Origin of the sequence: Pseudomonas maioricensis (assembly GCF_022790535.1) — a bacterium.
In the GTDB taxonomy this organism is placed as follows: Bacteria; Pseudomonadota; Gammaproteobacteria; order Pseudomonadales; family Pseudomonadaceae; genus Aquipseudomonas; species Aquipseudomonas maioricensis.
Genome location: NZ_LOHG01000002.1, coordinates 38,990 through 53,001 on the forward strand (window position 1 = coordinate 38,990; position 14,012 = coordinate 53,001).

Annotated in this window: 13 protein-coding genes; 10 read left to right on the top strand and 3 right to left on the bottom strand. The window is 56.4% G+C overall.

The annotated features are described in order from the left end of the window. Positions 1–110: 110 nt before the first annotated feature. The 7 genes from apaG to AUC61_RS02855 all read left to right on the top strand — a co-directional run bounded on the left by apaG (position 111) and on the right by AUC61_RS02855 (position 8,317). A complete protein-coding gene (gene apaG, locus AUC61_RS02825; protein WP_243244373.1) occupies positions 111–491 on the top strand; it encodes a Co2+/Mg2+ efflux protein ApaG in 381 nt (126 codons plus the stop codon). Then, complete coding sequence (locus AUC61_RS02830) at positions 491–1,372, top strand: symmetrical bis(5'-nucleosyl)-tetraphosphatase (RefSeq protein ID WP_243244374.1); 882 nt, start codon at positions 491–493, stop codon at positions 1,370–1,372. Before apaG ends, AUC61_RS02830 begins: the two co-directional genes overlap by 1 nt. A gap of 128 nt (positions 1,373–1,500) precedes the next feature. After that, positions 1,501–1,821, top strand: a complete 321-nt coding sequence (gene glpE / locus AUC61_RS02835) for a thiosulfate sulfurtransferase GlpE (protein WP_122666913.1) — start codon at positions 1,501–1,503, stop codon at positions 1,819–1,821. A 286-nt stretch (positions 1,822–2,107) separates the two neighbouring features. Further along, the gene (locus AUC61_RS02840) at positions 2,108–4,030 is read left to right on the top strand and encodes a PrkA family serine protein kinase (RefSeq protein WP_122666914.1); all 1,923 of its coding nucleotides are present in this window, start codon (positions 2,108–2,110) and stop codon (positions 4,028–4,030) included. 118 nt (positions 4,031–4,148) lie between these two features. Continuing rightward, on the top strand, positions 4,149–5,420 hold the full coding sequence (locus AUC61_RS02845; RefSeq protein WP_243244375.1) for a YeaH/YhbH family protein: 1,272 nt from the start codon (positions 4,149–4,151) through the stop codon (positions 5,418–5,420). Beyond that, positions 5,417–6,979, top strand: coding sequence for a SpoVR family protein (locus AUC61_RS02850; RefSeq protein WP_243244376.1), 1,563 nt, complete (start codon positions 5,417–5,419; stop codon positions 6,977–6,979). Before AUC61_RS02845 ends, AUC61_RS02850 begins: the two co-directional genes overlap by 4 nt. A 108-nt stretch (positions 6,980–7,087) precedes the next feature. Then, a complete protein-coding gene (locus AUC61_RS02855) occupies positions 7,088–8,317 on the top strand; it encodes a multifunctional CCA addition/repair protein (protein ID WP_243244377.1) in 1,230 nt (409 codons plus the stop codon). A 164-nt stretch (positions 8,318–8,481) separates the two neighbouring features. Here the strand turns inward: AUC61_RS02855 and folK are convergent, their stop codons facing one another. Together folK and folB are read right to left on the bottom strand one after the other, a co-directional pair. Then, the gene (gene folK / locus AUC61_RS02860; protein WP_243244378.1) at positions 8,482–9,009 is read right to left on the bottom strand and encodes a 2-amino-4-hydroxy-6-hydroxymethyldihydropteridine diphosphokinase; all 528 of its coding nucleotides are present in this window, start codon (positions 9,007–9,009) and stop codon (positions 8,482–8,484) included. Then, on the bottom strand, positions 9,000–9,353 hold the full coding sequence (gene folB, locus AUC61_RS02865) for a dihydroneopterin aldolase (RefSeq protein WP_243244379.1): 354 nt from the start codon (positions 9,351–9,353) through the stop codon (positions 9,000–9,002). Before folB ends, folK begins: the two co-directional genes overlap by 10 nt. Before the next feature lie 74 nt (positions 9,354–9,427). Between folB and plsY the strand changes: the two genes are divergently transcribed. Continuing rightward, positions 9,428–9,997, top strand: coding sequence for a glycerol-3-phosphate 1-O-acyltransferase PlsY (gene plsY, locus AUC61_RS02870; protein ID WP_243244380.1), 570 nt, complete (start codon positions 9,428–9,430; stop codon positions 9,995–9,997). 32 nt (positions 9,998–10,029) lie between these two features. On the opposite strand, the gene tsaD is transcribed toward plsY, so the two are convergent. Continuing rightward, positions 10,030–11,055, bottom strand: coding sequence for a tRNA (adenosine(37)-N6)-threonylcarbamoyltransferase complex transferase subunit TsaD (gene tsaD, locus AUC61_RS02875; protein WP_243244381.1), 1,026 nt, complete (start codon positions 11,053–11,055; stop codon positions 10,030–10,032). A 198-nt stretch (positions 11,056–11,253) separates the two neighbouring features. Here tsaD and rpsU point away from each other — a divergent pair, with 198 nt between their 5' ends. Then, positions 11,254–11,469, top strand: coding sequence for a 30S ribosomal protein S21 (gene rpsU, locus AUC61_RS02880; RefSeq protein ID WP_002551877.1), 216 nt, complete (start codon positions 11,254–11,256; stop codon positions 11,467–11,469). 526 nt (positions 11,470–11,995) lie between these two features. Beyond that, positions 11,996–13,954 carry a DNA primase gene (gene dnaG / locus AUC61_RS02885; RefSeq protein WP_243244382.1) on the top strand — a complete coding sequence of 653 codons (1,959 nt, stop codon included), beginning with the start codon at positions 11,996–11,998 and terminating at the stop codon, positions 13,952–13,954. The last annotated feature ends 58 nt before the right edge of the window (positions 13,955–14,012 follow it).

Genomic DNA, 14,012 nt, shown 5'->3' on the forward strand with positions numbered 1-14,012 from the left:
ACAGGGCATGTAGATGATCGAAGACTGATTGGTCATTTATCGTTTACATGTCCTAGACTGATTCCACCGGCTTTCCGGTTCTATCCGCATTCGCTTCCAAGGCCTACCGCATGCCCGATTCCCGATACCAGGTCGACGTCAGCGTCGTCACACGTTTCCTGGCAGAGCAGTCCCAACCCGAACACAATCGCTTTGCCTTTGCCTACACGGTTACCGTCCACAACAGCGGCGAGTTGCCCGCAAAACTGCTGTCCCGGCATTGGGTGATCACCGATGGTGACGGTCACGTCGAAGAAGTTCGCGGTGAAGGAGTTGTGGGACAACAACCTCTTATCGATGCAGGGCAAAGCCACACCTACAGCAGTGGCACCGTCATGACCACTAAAGTCGGCAATATGCAGGGCACCTATCAAATGCTCGCCCAGGACGGCAAGCGCTTCGACGCAGTAATCGCGCCGTTTCGCCTGGCGGTACCCGGGTCCCTGCACTGATGCAGGTGTTTGCCGTCGGCGACCTCCAAGGCTGCCTCGAACCGCTGCAATGCCTCCTGGAACATGTGAACTTCGACCCGGCCAGAGACCAGCTCTGGCTGGTGGGCGATCTGGTGAACCGCGGTCCTCAGTCCCTTGAAACGCTGCGGTTTCTCTACAGCATCCGCGATTCGGTCACTTGCGTATTGGGCAACCATGACCTGCATCTGCTAGCCGCCTCGCGCAATATTGAACGTCTGAAGAAAGGCGACACCCTGCGCGAGATCCTTGAGGCACCGGACCGCGACAACTTGTTGCAATGGGTTCGTCGACAAAAGCTGCTGCATTACGACGCTGGCCGCAACGTTGCCATGGTCCATGCAGGCATACCACCGCAATGGTCACTGAAAAAAGCGATCAAGTGCGCCGCAGAAGTGGAAACCGCCTTGCAGGACGACGCCTTGTATCAGTCTTATCTGGAAGGCATGTACGGCAACGAACCCAGCAAGTGGGACAGCGACCTGCAGGGCGTCACGCGGCTACGGGTGATCACCAACTACTTCACACGCATGCGTTTCTGCACGAGCGAGGGCAAGCTGGACCTCAAGGGCAAGGAAGGTGTCGACACCGCCCTGCCCGGTTATCAGCCATGGTTCAAACATCCGGAGCGAAAGACCCGCGATGTGAAAATCATCTTCGGTCACTGGGCTGCGCTGGAGGGCCGCTGCGATGAACCAGACGTCTACGCGCTAGACACCGGCTGCGTATGGGGTTCGGCGATGACCATGCTCAACGTTGATACCTTTGAGCGGTATCTGTGCGATTGCGATGACCATGGCAATGCCGAATCAGGGGCGACCCGGACAATCCTGCATGACCCGGCAGGCGTGATCAGGCGTTAAACTCAGCACAATACAATGCAACTGTAGGAGCTGCCGAAGGCTGCGAAGGGTATATCTACTACGCCTTTATTCGCAGCCTTCGGCAGCTCCTACAGAATCAATCCCGGATAAATTCAAAGGAGCCAACCATGACCGAGTTCAAACGCATCCCGCCAGAACAGGCTCAAGCGCTGCGCGAGCAAGGCGCAGTGCTGGTAGATGTTCGTGATCCACAGACTTTCGCCAGCAACCACATTCCCGACTCCCAGCATCTGGATAACCACTCCATTGCCGATTTCATTCGCAATGCCGATCTGGATAAACCAGTGGTTGTGGTCTGCTACCACGGCAACTCTAGCCAGAGTGCGGCAGCCTATCTGGTGAACCAGGGTTTTTCCGACGTCTACAGCCTGGATGGCGGATTCGAGCTATGGCGCAGTACCTTTCCTGCTGAAACCGCTCAGAGCTGACAGAAAATATTTTTATTTCAGTTGATCCCGCGTCCTGCGCGGGTTCGCGTCCTAACTGACGGACGGTCAGGCAGTCTTTCTGTTCATCCCTTCTTTATCTTTCCGATTCCGAACTATCCTTAGCCTCAGGCCATCCGTAATCAGGGGAGAGCCGGTACACCGGCGCGTGGGTCATCGGTAGCTACTTTTATGGTGTTTGGGGGGTAAACGGCATCTGGATTCTCAGCTGCTGCCAACATCGACTGACGATCCGCCGCCGGCTCTACGTATCGAGCGAGGTGACGTCATGAGTATTTTTAGCCACTTCCAACAACGCTTTGAATCGACACGGCAGGAGGAGCTCTCCTTACAGGAGTATCTAGAGCTCTGTAAGCAGGATCGCAGCGCTTATGCGTCTGCGGCAGAAAGACTGTTGCTTGCTATTGGCGAGCCAGAGCTGGTTGATACCTCAACCAACTCCAGGCTCTCGAGGATCTTTTCCAACAAGGTCATCCGCCGCTACCCAGCCTTTGCCGACTTCCATGGGATGGAAGAATGCATTGATCAGATCGTCTCGTACTTCCGCCATGCCGCTCAGGGCCTGGAAGAGAAGAAACAGATCCTTTACCTGCTCGGCCCGGTTGGTGGCGGTAAGTCATCGCTGGCTGAAAAGCTCAAACAACTGATCGAAAAAGTCCCGTTTTACGCGATCAAAGGTTCGCCGGTTTTCGAGTCTCCGCTCGGTTTGTTCAATGCAACCGAAGACGGTGCAATTCTCGAAGAAGACTTCGGTATCCCGCGTCGTTATCTGAGCACCATCATGTCGCCTTGGGCGACCAAACGTCTGGCTGAGTTCGGGGGCGACATCAGCCAGTTCAAAGTGGTCAAACTCTATCCATCGATTCTTAATCAGATCGCGGTAGCCAAAACCGAGCCGGGCGACGAAAACAACCAGGACATTTCAGCACTGGTCGGTAAGGTCGATATCCGCAAACTTGAAGAGTACCCACAGAACGACGCCGACGCTTACAGCTATTCTGGCGCGCTGTGCCGGGCCAACCAGGGCCTGATGGAATTCGTCGAGATGTTCAAGGCGCCTATCAAGGTGCTGCACCCACTGCTCACCGCCACCCAGGAAGGTAACTACAACAGTACCGAAGGTCTGGGGGCGATTCCCTTTACCGGTATTTTGCTGGCCCACTCCAACGAGTCGGAATGGCACAGCTTCCGTAACAACAAGAACAACGAAGCTTTCATCGACCGGATCTATATCGTCAAAGTGCCGTATTGCCTGCGCATCAGCGACGAAATCAAGATCTACGACAAACTGTTGTTCAACAGCTCTCTGTCCAAGGCCCATTGCGCGCCCGACACCCTGAAAATGCTGGCGCAGTTCACCACTCTTTCTCGCCTGAAAGAGCCGGAAAACTCCAACATCTATTCCAAGATGCGCGTCTATGACGGCGAAAACCTCAAGGATACCGATCCAAAGGCGAAGTCGATTCAGGAATACCGCGACAGCGCGGGCGTCGATGAAGGCATGAATGGTCTTTCGACACGTTTCGCGTTCAAGATTCTGTCCAAGGTGTTCAACTTCGATCCACACGAAATCGCCGCCAACCCGGTTCACCTGCTCTACGTGCTGGAACAGCAGATCGAACAGGAGCAATTCCAGGCTGAAACCCGCGAGCGTTACCTGCGGTTCATCAAAGAGTACCTGGCGCCGCGCTACATCGAGTTCATTGGCAAGGAAATCCAGACCGCGTATCTGGAGTCCTACAGCGAATACGGGCAAAACATCTTCGACCGCTACGTGCTGTACGCAGACTTCTGGATTCAGGATCAGGAATACCGCGACCCGGAAACAGGAGAAATCCTCAACCGCGTAGCCTTGAATGAAGAACTGGAGAAGATCGAAAAACCTGCGGGCATCAGCAATCCGAAGGATTTCCGGAACGAGATCGTCAACTTCGTGCTGCGTGCCCGTGCCAACAACAATGGCAAGAACCCGACCTGGCTCAGCTACGAGAAGCTGCGCGTGGTGATCGAGAAGAAAATGTTCTCCAACACCGAGGACCTGCTTCCTGTCATCAGCTTCAACGCAAAAGCCAGCAAAGAGGATCAACAGAAACACAACGACTTCGTTACCAGAATGGTCGAGCGGGGCTACACCGACAAACAGGTACGGCTTCTTTCCGAATGGTACCTACGGGTCCGCAAGTCGCAGTAAGGCAGCTGCAAGCGTCAAGCTACAAGCTGCAAGAACGAAGCACGTGACATCTGACATCCGGGTAATCGCTTCTACTTGCAGCTTGCAGCTCACAACTTGAAGCTCCCCGGAGGGGCCTATGAGCTATGTGATCGACCGACGTCTCAATGGCAAGAACAAAAGCACGGTAAACCGCCAGCGGTTTTTACGGCGTTACCGTGATCACATCAAAAAAGCAGTCGAAGAAGCGGTCAGCCGCCGCTCCATTACCGACATGGAACACGGCGAACAAATCAGCATTCCCGGTCGCGATATAGACGAACCGGTGCTTCACCATGGTCGAGGCGGCAAACAGACCGTGGTCCATCCCGGCAATAAAGAATTCACCTCTGGCGAGCACATTGCGCGGCCGCAAGGCGGTGGCGGTGGTAAAGGGCCTGGCAAAGCCAGTAACTCCGGCGAAGGCATGGATGAGTTCGTATTTCAGATCACTCAGGAAGAGTTTCTGGAATTCATGTTCGAAGACCTCGAACTCCCCAATCTGGTCAAACGCAACCTGACCGGCACAGACACCTTCAAAACCGTACGCGCGGGCATCAGCAACGAGGGCAACCCCTCGCGCATCAATATCATCCGCACCCTGCGTTCCGCTCACGCGCGTCGCATTGCCCTGTCCGGCAGCAGCCGCGCCAAACTCAAAGAAGCGATCAGCGAGCTGGATCGCCTCAAACGTGAGGAACCGGATAACTTCGGCGATATTCAGGAGCTGGAAGTCGAAGTCGATCGCTTGAAAGCCCGCATCCGACGAGTGCCGTATCTCGACACCTTCGACCTCAAATACAACCTGCTGGTCAAACAGCCCAACCCCAGCTCCAAAGCAGTGATGTTCTGCCTCATGGACGTGTCGGGCTCCATGACTCAAGCCACCAAAGACATCGCCAAACGCTTCTTCATCCTGTTGTACCTGTTCCTCAAGCGTAACTACGACAAGATCGAAGTGGTCTTCATCCGTCACCACACCAGTGCTCGGGAAGTCGACGAGGAAGAGTTCTTCTACTCGAGAGAAACCGGCGGCACCATCGTGTCCAGCGCCTTGAAGCTGATGCAGGAAATCATGGCTGAGCGCTACCCCACTAACGAATGGAATATTTACGCCGCTCAGGCATCGGACGGCGACAACTGGAATGACGACTCTCCCATCTGCCGCGACATCCTGATCAAACAGATCATGCCGTTTGTGCAGTACTACACGTACGTGGAAATTACCCCACGTGAACATCAAGCCTTATGGTTCGAATACGAACGTATCGGTGAAGCATTCGCCGACACGTTTGCCCAGCAGCAGCTGGTCTCTGCCGGTGATATCTATCCGGTATTCCGTGAACTCTTCCAGCGCAGGTTAGTGACATGACCGCTAGAGAGCAGAAGCGCCAACCCCTCTCCACGGGTTCAGAGTGGACGTTCGAACTCATTCAGGCCTACGACCGCGAGATCAGCCGTATCGCGGAGCGCTATGCGCTGGATACTTATCCCAACCAGATTGAAGTGATCACGGCTGAACAGATGATGGACGCCTATGCGTCAGTGGGGATGCCGCTGGGCTACCACCATTGGTCCTACGGCAAACACTTCCTGAGCACCGAGAAATCCTACACTCGCGGCCAGATGGGTCTGGCGTACGAGATCGTCATCAACTCCGATCCTTGTATCGCTTACCTGATGGAAGAGAACACCATCTGCATGCAGGCACTGGTAGTGGCGCACGCTTGCTATGGGCACAACAGCTTTTTCAAAGGTAACTACCTGTTCCGCACGTGGACCGACGCCAGCTCAATCATCGATTACCTGGTGTTTGCCAAGCAGTACATCATGCAATGCGAAGAGCGCCATGGTATCGATGCGGTCGAAGACCTGCTCGACTCCTGCCACGCGCTGATGAACTATGGCGTCGACCGTTACAAGCGCCCTTACCCCATCTCTGCCGAAGAGGAACGTCGTCGCCAGAAAGACCGGGAAGAGCATCTGCAGAAACAGATCAATGACTTGTGGCGCACCATTCCGAAAAACGCCGACAAAAACAGCAAGGAAGACAACGCTCGTTTCCCGGCGGAACCGCAGGAGAACATCCTTTACTTCATCGAAAAACATGCCCCGCTGCTGGAGCCATGGCAACGAGAAGTGGTGCGCATCGTGCGCAAGATTGCCCAGTACTTTTACCCTCAGCGCCAGACTCAGGTCATGAACGAAGGCTGGGCCACGTTCTGGCATTACACCTTGATGAACGACCTGTATGACGAAGGCCTGGTCACTGACGGTTTCATGATGGAGTTTCTGACATCGCACACCAGCGTCATTTATCAACCGGGCTTCGATAGCCCCTACTACAGCGGCATCAACCCTTACACACTGGGTTTCGCCATGTACCGCGATATCCGGCGGATGTGCGAAGAACCCACGGAAGAAGATTACCGCTGGTTCCCCGAACTGGCCGGCACTGACTGGCTGACGGCGGTGAAGTTCGCCATGAGCAGCTTTAAGGACGAGAGTTTTATCCTGCAGTACCTGTCGCCCAAGGTCATTCGGGATCTGAAGCTGTTCAGCATCATGGACGACGATCAGAAAGACGACCTGCTGGTACCTGCCATTCACGATGAGCCCGGCTACCGCATCATTCGCGAAACCCTGGCAGCGCAGTACAACCTGGGTAATCGCGAACCCAATGTGCAGATTTACAGCATTGATCGCCGAGGTGATCGCTCGCTGACTCTGCGCCATCAACAACACGACCGCAAACCTCTCGGCGACTCCACTGATGAAGTCCTCAAGCATCTGCATAGGCTATGGGGCTTTGATATCCATCTGGAAACGCTACAAGGCGATCAGGTAATGAAAACTCATCACGTTCCCCCTAAAAGCGAGCATGCCGACAGTGAATATCCCAGGCTTGATCTGGCGGTAGTGCATCTTTAACAGCATGGCCTCATGAGGTAATTGTTTAGCACCCCATGACTATTGATTCGGTTTTACCTCCGCAGGAGCGGCACAAGGTTTATCCTGTCGCGCTTACGGAGGTTTTTTATGCAAATTTATAAAGTCGGTGGCGCCGTGCGCGACCGTCTGCTGGGCAAACCGGTTACCGACGTTGATTGGGTAGTGCTCGGCGCGACCACTGAAGATATGCTGATCAAAGGCTATCGCCCGGTCGGCACGGACTTCCCGGTTTTCCTTCATCCGCTGACGGGCGAGGAATACGCTTTGGCCCGTACCGAACGCAAAAGCGGACGCGGTTACGGCGGCTTCGTTTTTCACGCCAGCCCTGACGTTACCCTCGAAGATGACTTGATTCGTCGCGACCTGACGATCAACGCCATAGCCGAAGACAAGGAAGGCAATCTGACCGACCCATACGGTGGCCAGCACGACCTTGAAGCTCGGGTTTTACGCCATGTTTCACCCGCGTTCGCCGAAGATCCACTCCGTGTTCTGCGTGTTGCACGCTTCGCCGCACGATACGCACCGGATGGTTTCAGCGTCGCACCTGAGACGCTGGAGCTGATGCGCCAGCTCAGTGAGTCGGGCGAGCTGGATGCGCTGACGCCGGAGCGCAGCTGGAAGGAAATTTCCCGCGCGCTCATGGAAAAACAGCCGCAAGTATTTATCCAGGTGCTGCGCGACTGCGGCGCCCTCAAGGAGCTTCTGCCGGAAGTGGATGCGCTGTTTGGCGTGCCGCAACCCGCTGCCCACCACCCGGAAATAGACACCGGCGAGCATGTATTGAGTGTGCTGCAGCAAGCGGCCATTCACGAGCAACCACTGAGCGTACGCTGGGCGTGCCTGTTACACGACCTGGGAAAAGGCCTGACGCCTGAGGCCGACTGGCCAAAGCATATTGCCCACGAACACACTGGCCTGCGCCTGATCAAAGCTGTAAATACCCGTTTCAAAGTGCCACGCGACTGCCAGGAACTGGCACTGCTGGTTGGCCAATACCACACCCATGGCCACCGGGCTCTGGAGCTGAAGCCTTCAACCGTGCTTGATCTGCTGCAAAGCTTCGATGTGTATCGTCGGCCACAGCGCTTTGAAGACTTCATTATTGCGTGCGAAATGGACGCCCGCGGCCGACTCGGTTTTGAACAGCGCGATTACCCGCAAGCCGAGTACCTGCGCGGCGCGGCTGAAGCGGCGCGAGCGGTCTCCGTGCAACCGCTGATCGAGAAGGGTTTCAAGGGTCAGGAGTTGGGCGAGGCACTCAAAGCCGAGCGCCTGGACGCGTTGAAGGTTTACAAGGCGCAGTACAACAGCTGAGCAGCAGGACTTGAACCGGATTGAATTCGCTCCCACAGGTTTTGGTGAATCCGTTGGAGCGAGGCTTGCCCGTGATGCGTTCGATGTGACCTCTCAGGCAAGCCGCGTCATTGCTCTCTCGCGAACAAGGTGGGGCGCCCCCCCCCAATCGCTCCCGCAATTTCTCAGCCCTTGCCTAGCAAACTCTGCGGGGTCAGCTGGTTGCCCCGCCACTCAAACGCAACCGGCCACAGCTGTTGCTCAATCTGCGCGTGCGCCCAAAGCTGCTCGAAAGAAGCGCCAGCCTCAGGGTGCACACGATCCGGCGCAATCAGCGACAACGGCCATAGCACAAAGGCGTTTTTGAGGATCTCGGCGCGAGGCAGGATCAACCCGTCGAAGTTACCCACCTGATCGCCATACAACAGCACGTCGATATCCAGCGGCAAGCCTTTGCGGTCCGGTGCGTAGCGACCGTTGTCCGCCTCGATAAATTTCAGTCGGCGGTCCAGCTCCATCAACGGCAGCTCGGTAAAACCGGTCACCACCAGATTGAAGAACAGGCCACTCTTGATCCCTACCGGCTGGCTCTCGAACACCGCCGAGCAGATCATTTCACTGACAAACCCGTCCAGCGCTTCGAGCCCGGCAACCAGATGCTTTTCGCGCTCTATGTTGCTGCCCAGGCCGAGATAAACCCGTGTCAGCGACATCCGCGCTCGATCTCCACGCCCACACCCTTGGCGGCCCCAACGGCACCGGGCTTGGTCAGTTTCAGGTGCAGCCAGGGAATCTGAAACTCGCTCATCAGGACTTCAGCCAGGCGCTCAGCAAAGGTTTCCACCAACTGAAACTGCGCCTTGTCGGCAAAGTCCAGGATGCGCGTGGACACGCTCGCGTAGTCGAGCGCCTTGCTCAGGTCATCGCCTGCCGCAGCGGGCCGGTTATCCCAGGCAAAACTCAGGTCCAGGCGCAGGCACTGGCGAATGCCCCGCTCCCAGTCGTAGGCACCGATAACGGTATCGACTTCCAGACCCTCAATGAACACTCTGTCCAAGCACCACTCTCCACTGCACGACAAGGGCGCGATGCGCCGTTAGAATCAGGGCTTCCCAGCCCGGAATAGTTAGCATGTTTTGGTTACTGGCGATTTTCGCCTACCTGCTTGGCTCACTGTCCTTCGCCATACTCTTGAGCCGCCTCACTGGCAGCCCGGACCCGCGCGCCAGCGGCTCTGGCAATGCAGGCGCGACCAACATGTTGCGTCTGGCCGGCAAAAAGCTCGCGATCCTGACCCTGCTTGGCGACCTGTGCAAAGGCTTTCTGCCCGTACTGATCGCCAATCTCGCAGGGATGGCCCCGCGGGAGCAGGCCTGGATCGGGCTCTGCGCGGTACTGGGCCATCTGTTTCCGCTCTACTTTCGCTTCCGGGGCGGCAAGGGTGTTGCCACCGCCGCGGGTATGTTACTTGGGCTCTACCCCCCCGCAGCCGCTCTGGCAATCTGCGTCTGGGCACTGGTGTTCTACCTGACCCGTACCAGCTCGATCGCGGCGCTGATCGCAACGCCGATGACCCTGCCGCTGCTCGCCTGGCAAGAGCCTCGGGCATTATTGCCAATGACCCTGCTCACACTGCTGATCGTCTGGCGTCACCGAGGCAATCTACGCGACCTGTTTGCGGGGCGCGAACGGCATTTTTGAATCACACAGGTGAATCCACCTCACGTTGCAGCTTACAAACCCTGCAACTGCTCCATCGGCCAACGCGCCTGGACACTGATGCTCAAGTCCTCTTTCTGACCTGCCTGCAACCGCTGGCATCCCGCGAAAGCGATCATTGCGCCATTGTCGGTGCAGAACTCGGGACGAGCATAGAAAACATGGCCGTTTAGCTCGCCCAGCATCTTCTCCAGCGAGGTGCGCAGGGACTTGTTGGCGCTCACACCGCCCGCAATCACCAAACGCTTCATCCCGGTCTGTTTCAATGCCCGCTTGCACTTGATGGTCAGAGTCTCTACCACCGCCTGCTGGAAGGCCAGAGAGATGTCGCAACGAGTCTGCTCGCCGTCGTCCCCAGCGCTCTGGCATTGCTGCCAGGTCGTCAGCGCGGAAGTTTTCAAGCCACTGAAGCTGAAATCCAGACCGGGACGGTCAGTCATGGGACGCGGGAACACAAAACGCCCCGCGACACCTTTGATTGCACGTGCCGCAATTTCAGGCCCGCCTGGATACTGCATGCCCATCATTTTTGCGGTTTTGTCGAATGCCTCACCAGCGGCGTCATCCAGTGTCTCGCCCAACAGCTCATACAAGCCGATACCGTCGACCCTGACCAATTGCGTATGACCACCAGAAACCAACAAAGCGACGAACGGGAACTCGGGAGGCTGCGCTTCAAGCATCGGCGCCAACAGGTGGCCTTCCATATGGTGCACACCCAGTGCCGGAATGTCCCACGCAAACGCCAACGCCTGAGCGCACGACGCGCCGACCAGCAATGCGCCTACAAGGCCCGGCCCTGCTGTGTATGCGATGGCATCTATATCGGTCGCCACCGTGCCCGCATCGGCCATGACCTGACGGATCAGGGGCAGCATGCGTTTGACGTGATCACGCGAAGCAAGCTCCGGCACCACACCGCCATAAGCGCGGTGCAGGTCGATCTGACTGAACAAAGCGTCGGCCAGCAGCCCACGTTCACTGTCGTAGAGCGCGACGCCGGTTTCGTCGCAAGAGGTTTCTAATCCCAGTACTAGCATGGGTTTGCGCCTTGTAGAGGCTGAATTCGAAGGCGCGCATAATAGTCGCCACCCGCTATGCCGACCAGCGGTTTTCGATCAGAGGCTTTGCATTCCTCTCAATGAGGGGTTAACATCCGCAACCCTTAAAAACCGACGTACTTATGTGCAGTCTTTGCACGAGACGTTGACCCCGGTAATGAATGAAGGTAGCTCTGGATGCCAGCCGTCAAAGTTAAAGAGAACGAACCCTTCGACGTAGCTCTGCGTCGTTTCAAGCGCTCCTGCGAAAAAGCCGGTGTTCTGGCTGAAGTTCGTAGCCGCGAATTTTACGAGAAGCCTACTTCTGAGCGTAAGCGTAAAGCAGCAGCCGCTGTTAAGCGTCACGCCAAGAAAGTACAGCGCGAACAGCGCCGCGCCGTTCGTCTGTATTAATTTACAGACGTCTGTCGCAAGCTTCTGCAATGCCCGGCCTCAAAGCCGGGCTAGCGGCAGTTAAGGCAAAGCATAAAGCTACATTGAAGAAGAACACTGGCACGCACATGCGCACCAGCCACTTCCTCGAAGCACGTCCAGCCTGAGATTCAGGCCACGTTGATCACGTCATCATGACGAACGCATCAAGGTGAATGACGAGTATGCCTTGATGATCTTCGAAAGAAGCTCAGCCAAGGCTGCGTCGCCCTCGACACGCTGAGCATCGCGAATAGTCCGCAAAACGGTATTCGATTTGCTACAAACAGCAACACGCTTCAAAGCCGCCACTGCCTGATTTCAATTGCCTGATGTTTACAGCAGGCCACAGGTAGATTGCTGGCAGCTACCATTCCAGATGATGATAAGCAGCCGCGCTGAGACTAGGTTGTGCATGCCTCAATGGCATTACAGAAAGGTCAGCGGCAGCCGTTACATTCTGGATTCGCCACGATCTGCATGGCGGAACGCTTGATATGAGAACGATATGGCCGGGCTGATTCCCCAAGGCTTCATTGACGACCTACTGAACCGCACCGACATCGTCGATGTTGTCAGCTCACGTCTGCAACTGAAGAAAACCGGGAAGAACTTCAGTGCCTGCTGCCCGTTCCATAAAGAGAAAACTCCGTCCTTCAGCGTCAGCCCCGATAAACAGTTCTATTACTGCTTTGGCTGCGGCGCAGGTGGCAACGCCCTCGGATTCATCATGGACCATGACAATCTGGACTTCGTCCAGGCCGTCGAGGATCTGGCGAAGTCTGCGGGTATGGAAGTCCCTCGAGAGCAGGGTGTAAAAGGGCAAAAGCCACGACAGCCTGTGGATTCGCCACTCTACCCGCTGCTCACCGCTGCCGCCGAGTTTTACCGCCTGGCATTGAAAAACCATCCCACGCGCAAAGCAGCAGTGGAATACCTGAAAGGTCGCGGTCTTTCCGGCGAAATAGCCCGGGACTTCGGTCTTGGCTTTGCGCCACCCGGCTGGGACAACCTGCACAAACATCTGAGCAGCGACACGCTCCAGCAGAAAGCGATGATTGATGCAGGGCTGCTGATCGAAAACGCCGAAACCGGTAAGCGCTACGACCGCTTCCGTGATCGGGTGATGTTTCCGATCCGTGACAGCCGTGGCCGCGTCATCGCCTTTGGCGGACGAGTACTGGGCGACGACAAACCCAAGTACCTGAACTCGCCGGAAACACCGGTCTTCCATAAAGGCCAAGAGCTCTACGGTCTTTTTGAAGCGCGAAAATTCAATCGAAACCTCGATGAAATCATCGTTGTTGAAGGCTATATGGACGTCATTGCCCTTGCTCAGCAAGGCCTGCGCAATGCCGTCGCCACGCTGGGCACCGCGACCAGCGAAGAGCACTTGAAACGCCTGTTCAGGGTCGTACCCAACGTACTGTTCTGTTTCGACGGAGACCAGGCGGGTCGCAATGCAGCATGGCGCGCGCTGGAAGCAACACTCTCCAGCCTGCAGGACGGGCGCCGCGCACGATTTCTTTTTCTGCCCGAAGGCGAAGACCCGGACACCCTGGTTCGCGCCGAAGGCACTGACGCGTTCAAGGCGCGCATTCATCAGCATGCCCAGCCACTGGCCGACTACTTCTTCGAGCAGTTAACCAAAGAAGCCGACCCGCGCTCGCTGGAGGGCAAGGCCCACATGGCCACCCTCGCCGCACCGCTGATCGACAAGGTACCCGGCGCCAACTTGCGCACGCTGATGCGCCAACGATTGACACAAATAACCGGCCTGACCAACGAAAACGTCAGTCAGCTGGTGCAAAACGCACCAGCAGAAGCGCCCCCGAGCTACGACCCCGGCTTCGATTACGACGCCATGCCCGACTACGCTGACTACCAGCCACAGGGCGGATACGAAGCGCCCCAGCAAGAATGGACGCCGAAAAAATCCGGCGGTCAGGGCCAGAAAAAGTGGGAAAAGAAGCCGTGGGACAAAAAAGGTAAGCGCGGAGATGACGAACCACGTGCCCCGCGCACGCCGACGACCGTCGAACCACCAACGTTAACGGCGTTGAGAACACTTCTGCATCACCCGGAGCTGGCCGAGAAAGTCGAAGATGCCAGCCACTTTGCGGCAGAAGATCACACTTATGCGCAGCTATTGGTCGCTTTGCTTGAAGCTTTGCAAAAAAATCCGAAGCTGCGCTCGCTGCAACTGATTGCCCGCTGGCACGGCACCGAACAAGGCCGATTGCTACGAGCATTAGCGGAAAAGGAATGGTTGATCTCGGCCGATAACCTTGAACAACAGTTTTTCGACACTATAACTAGGTTATCCGCCCGCCAACGCGAGCGCAGCCTGGAGCAATTAATCAGGAAGGAACGCCAGTCAGGCCTGGACGCAGAGGAAAAACTTCTGCTGCTCAAGCTGTTAAATCGGAATGTTCCTGCACAAACCCCGACCTCAACTGGCGCGTGAGGTCATAGCTCGGGTATAATCCTCGGCTTGTTTTTTGCCCGCCAAGACCTTCAGTGGA

Excerpts from the sequence above, each read along its gene's own strand:
- apaG (WP_243244373.1), top strand. The coding sequence starts at position 111 with ATGCCCGATTCCCGATACCAGGTCGACGTCAGCGTCGTCACACGTTTC.
- AUC61_RS02830 (WP_243244374.1), top strand. The coding sequence starts at position 491 with ATGCAGGTGTTTGCCGTCGGCGACCTCCAAGGCTGCCTCGAACCGCTG.
- glpE (WP_122666913.1), top strand. The coding sequence starts at position 1,501 with ATGACCGAGTTCAAACGCATCCCGCCAGAACAGGCTCAAGCGCTGCGC.
- AUC61_RS02840 (WP_122666914.1), top strand. The coding sequence starts at position 2,108 with ATGAGTATTTTTAGCCACTTCCAACAACGCTTTGAATCGACACGGCAG.
- AUC61_RS02845 (WP_243244375.1), top strand. The coding sequence starts at position 4,149 with ATGAGCTATGTGATCGACCGACGTCTCAATGGCAAGAACAAAAGCACG.
- AUC61_RS02850 (WP_243244376.1), top strand. The coding sequence starts at position 5,417 with ATGACCGCTAGAGAGCAGAAGCGCCAACCCCTCTCCACGGGTTCAGAG.
- AUC61_RS02855 (WP_243244377.1), top strand. The coding sequence starts at position 7,088 with ATGCAAATTTATAAAGTCGGTGGCGCCGTGCGCGACCGTCTGCTGGGC.
- folK (WP_243244378.1), bottom strand. The coding sequence starts at position 9,009 with ATGTCGCTGACACGGGTTTATCTCGGCCTGGGCAGCAACATAGAGCGC.
- plsY (WP_243244380.1), top strand. The coding sequence starts at position 9,428 with ATGTTTTGGTTACTGGCGATTTTCGCCTACCTGCTTGGCTCACTGTCC.
- tsaD (WP_243244381.1), bottom strand. The coding sequence starts at position 11,055 with ATGCTAGTACTGGGATTAGAAACCTCTTGCGACGAAACCGGCGTCGCG.
- rpsU (WP_002551877.1), top strand. The coding sequence starts at position 11,254 with ATGCCAGCCGTCAAAGTTAAAGAGAACGAACCCTTCGACGTAGCTCTG.
- dnaG (WP_243244382.1), top strand. The coding sequence starts at position 11,996 with ATGGCCGGGCTGATTCCCCAAGGCTTCATTGACGACCTACTGAACCGC.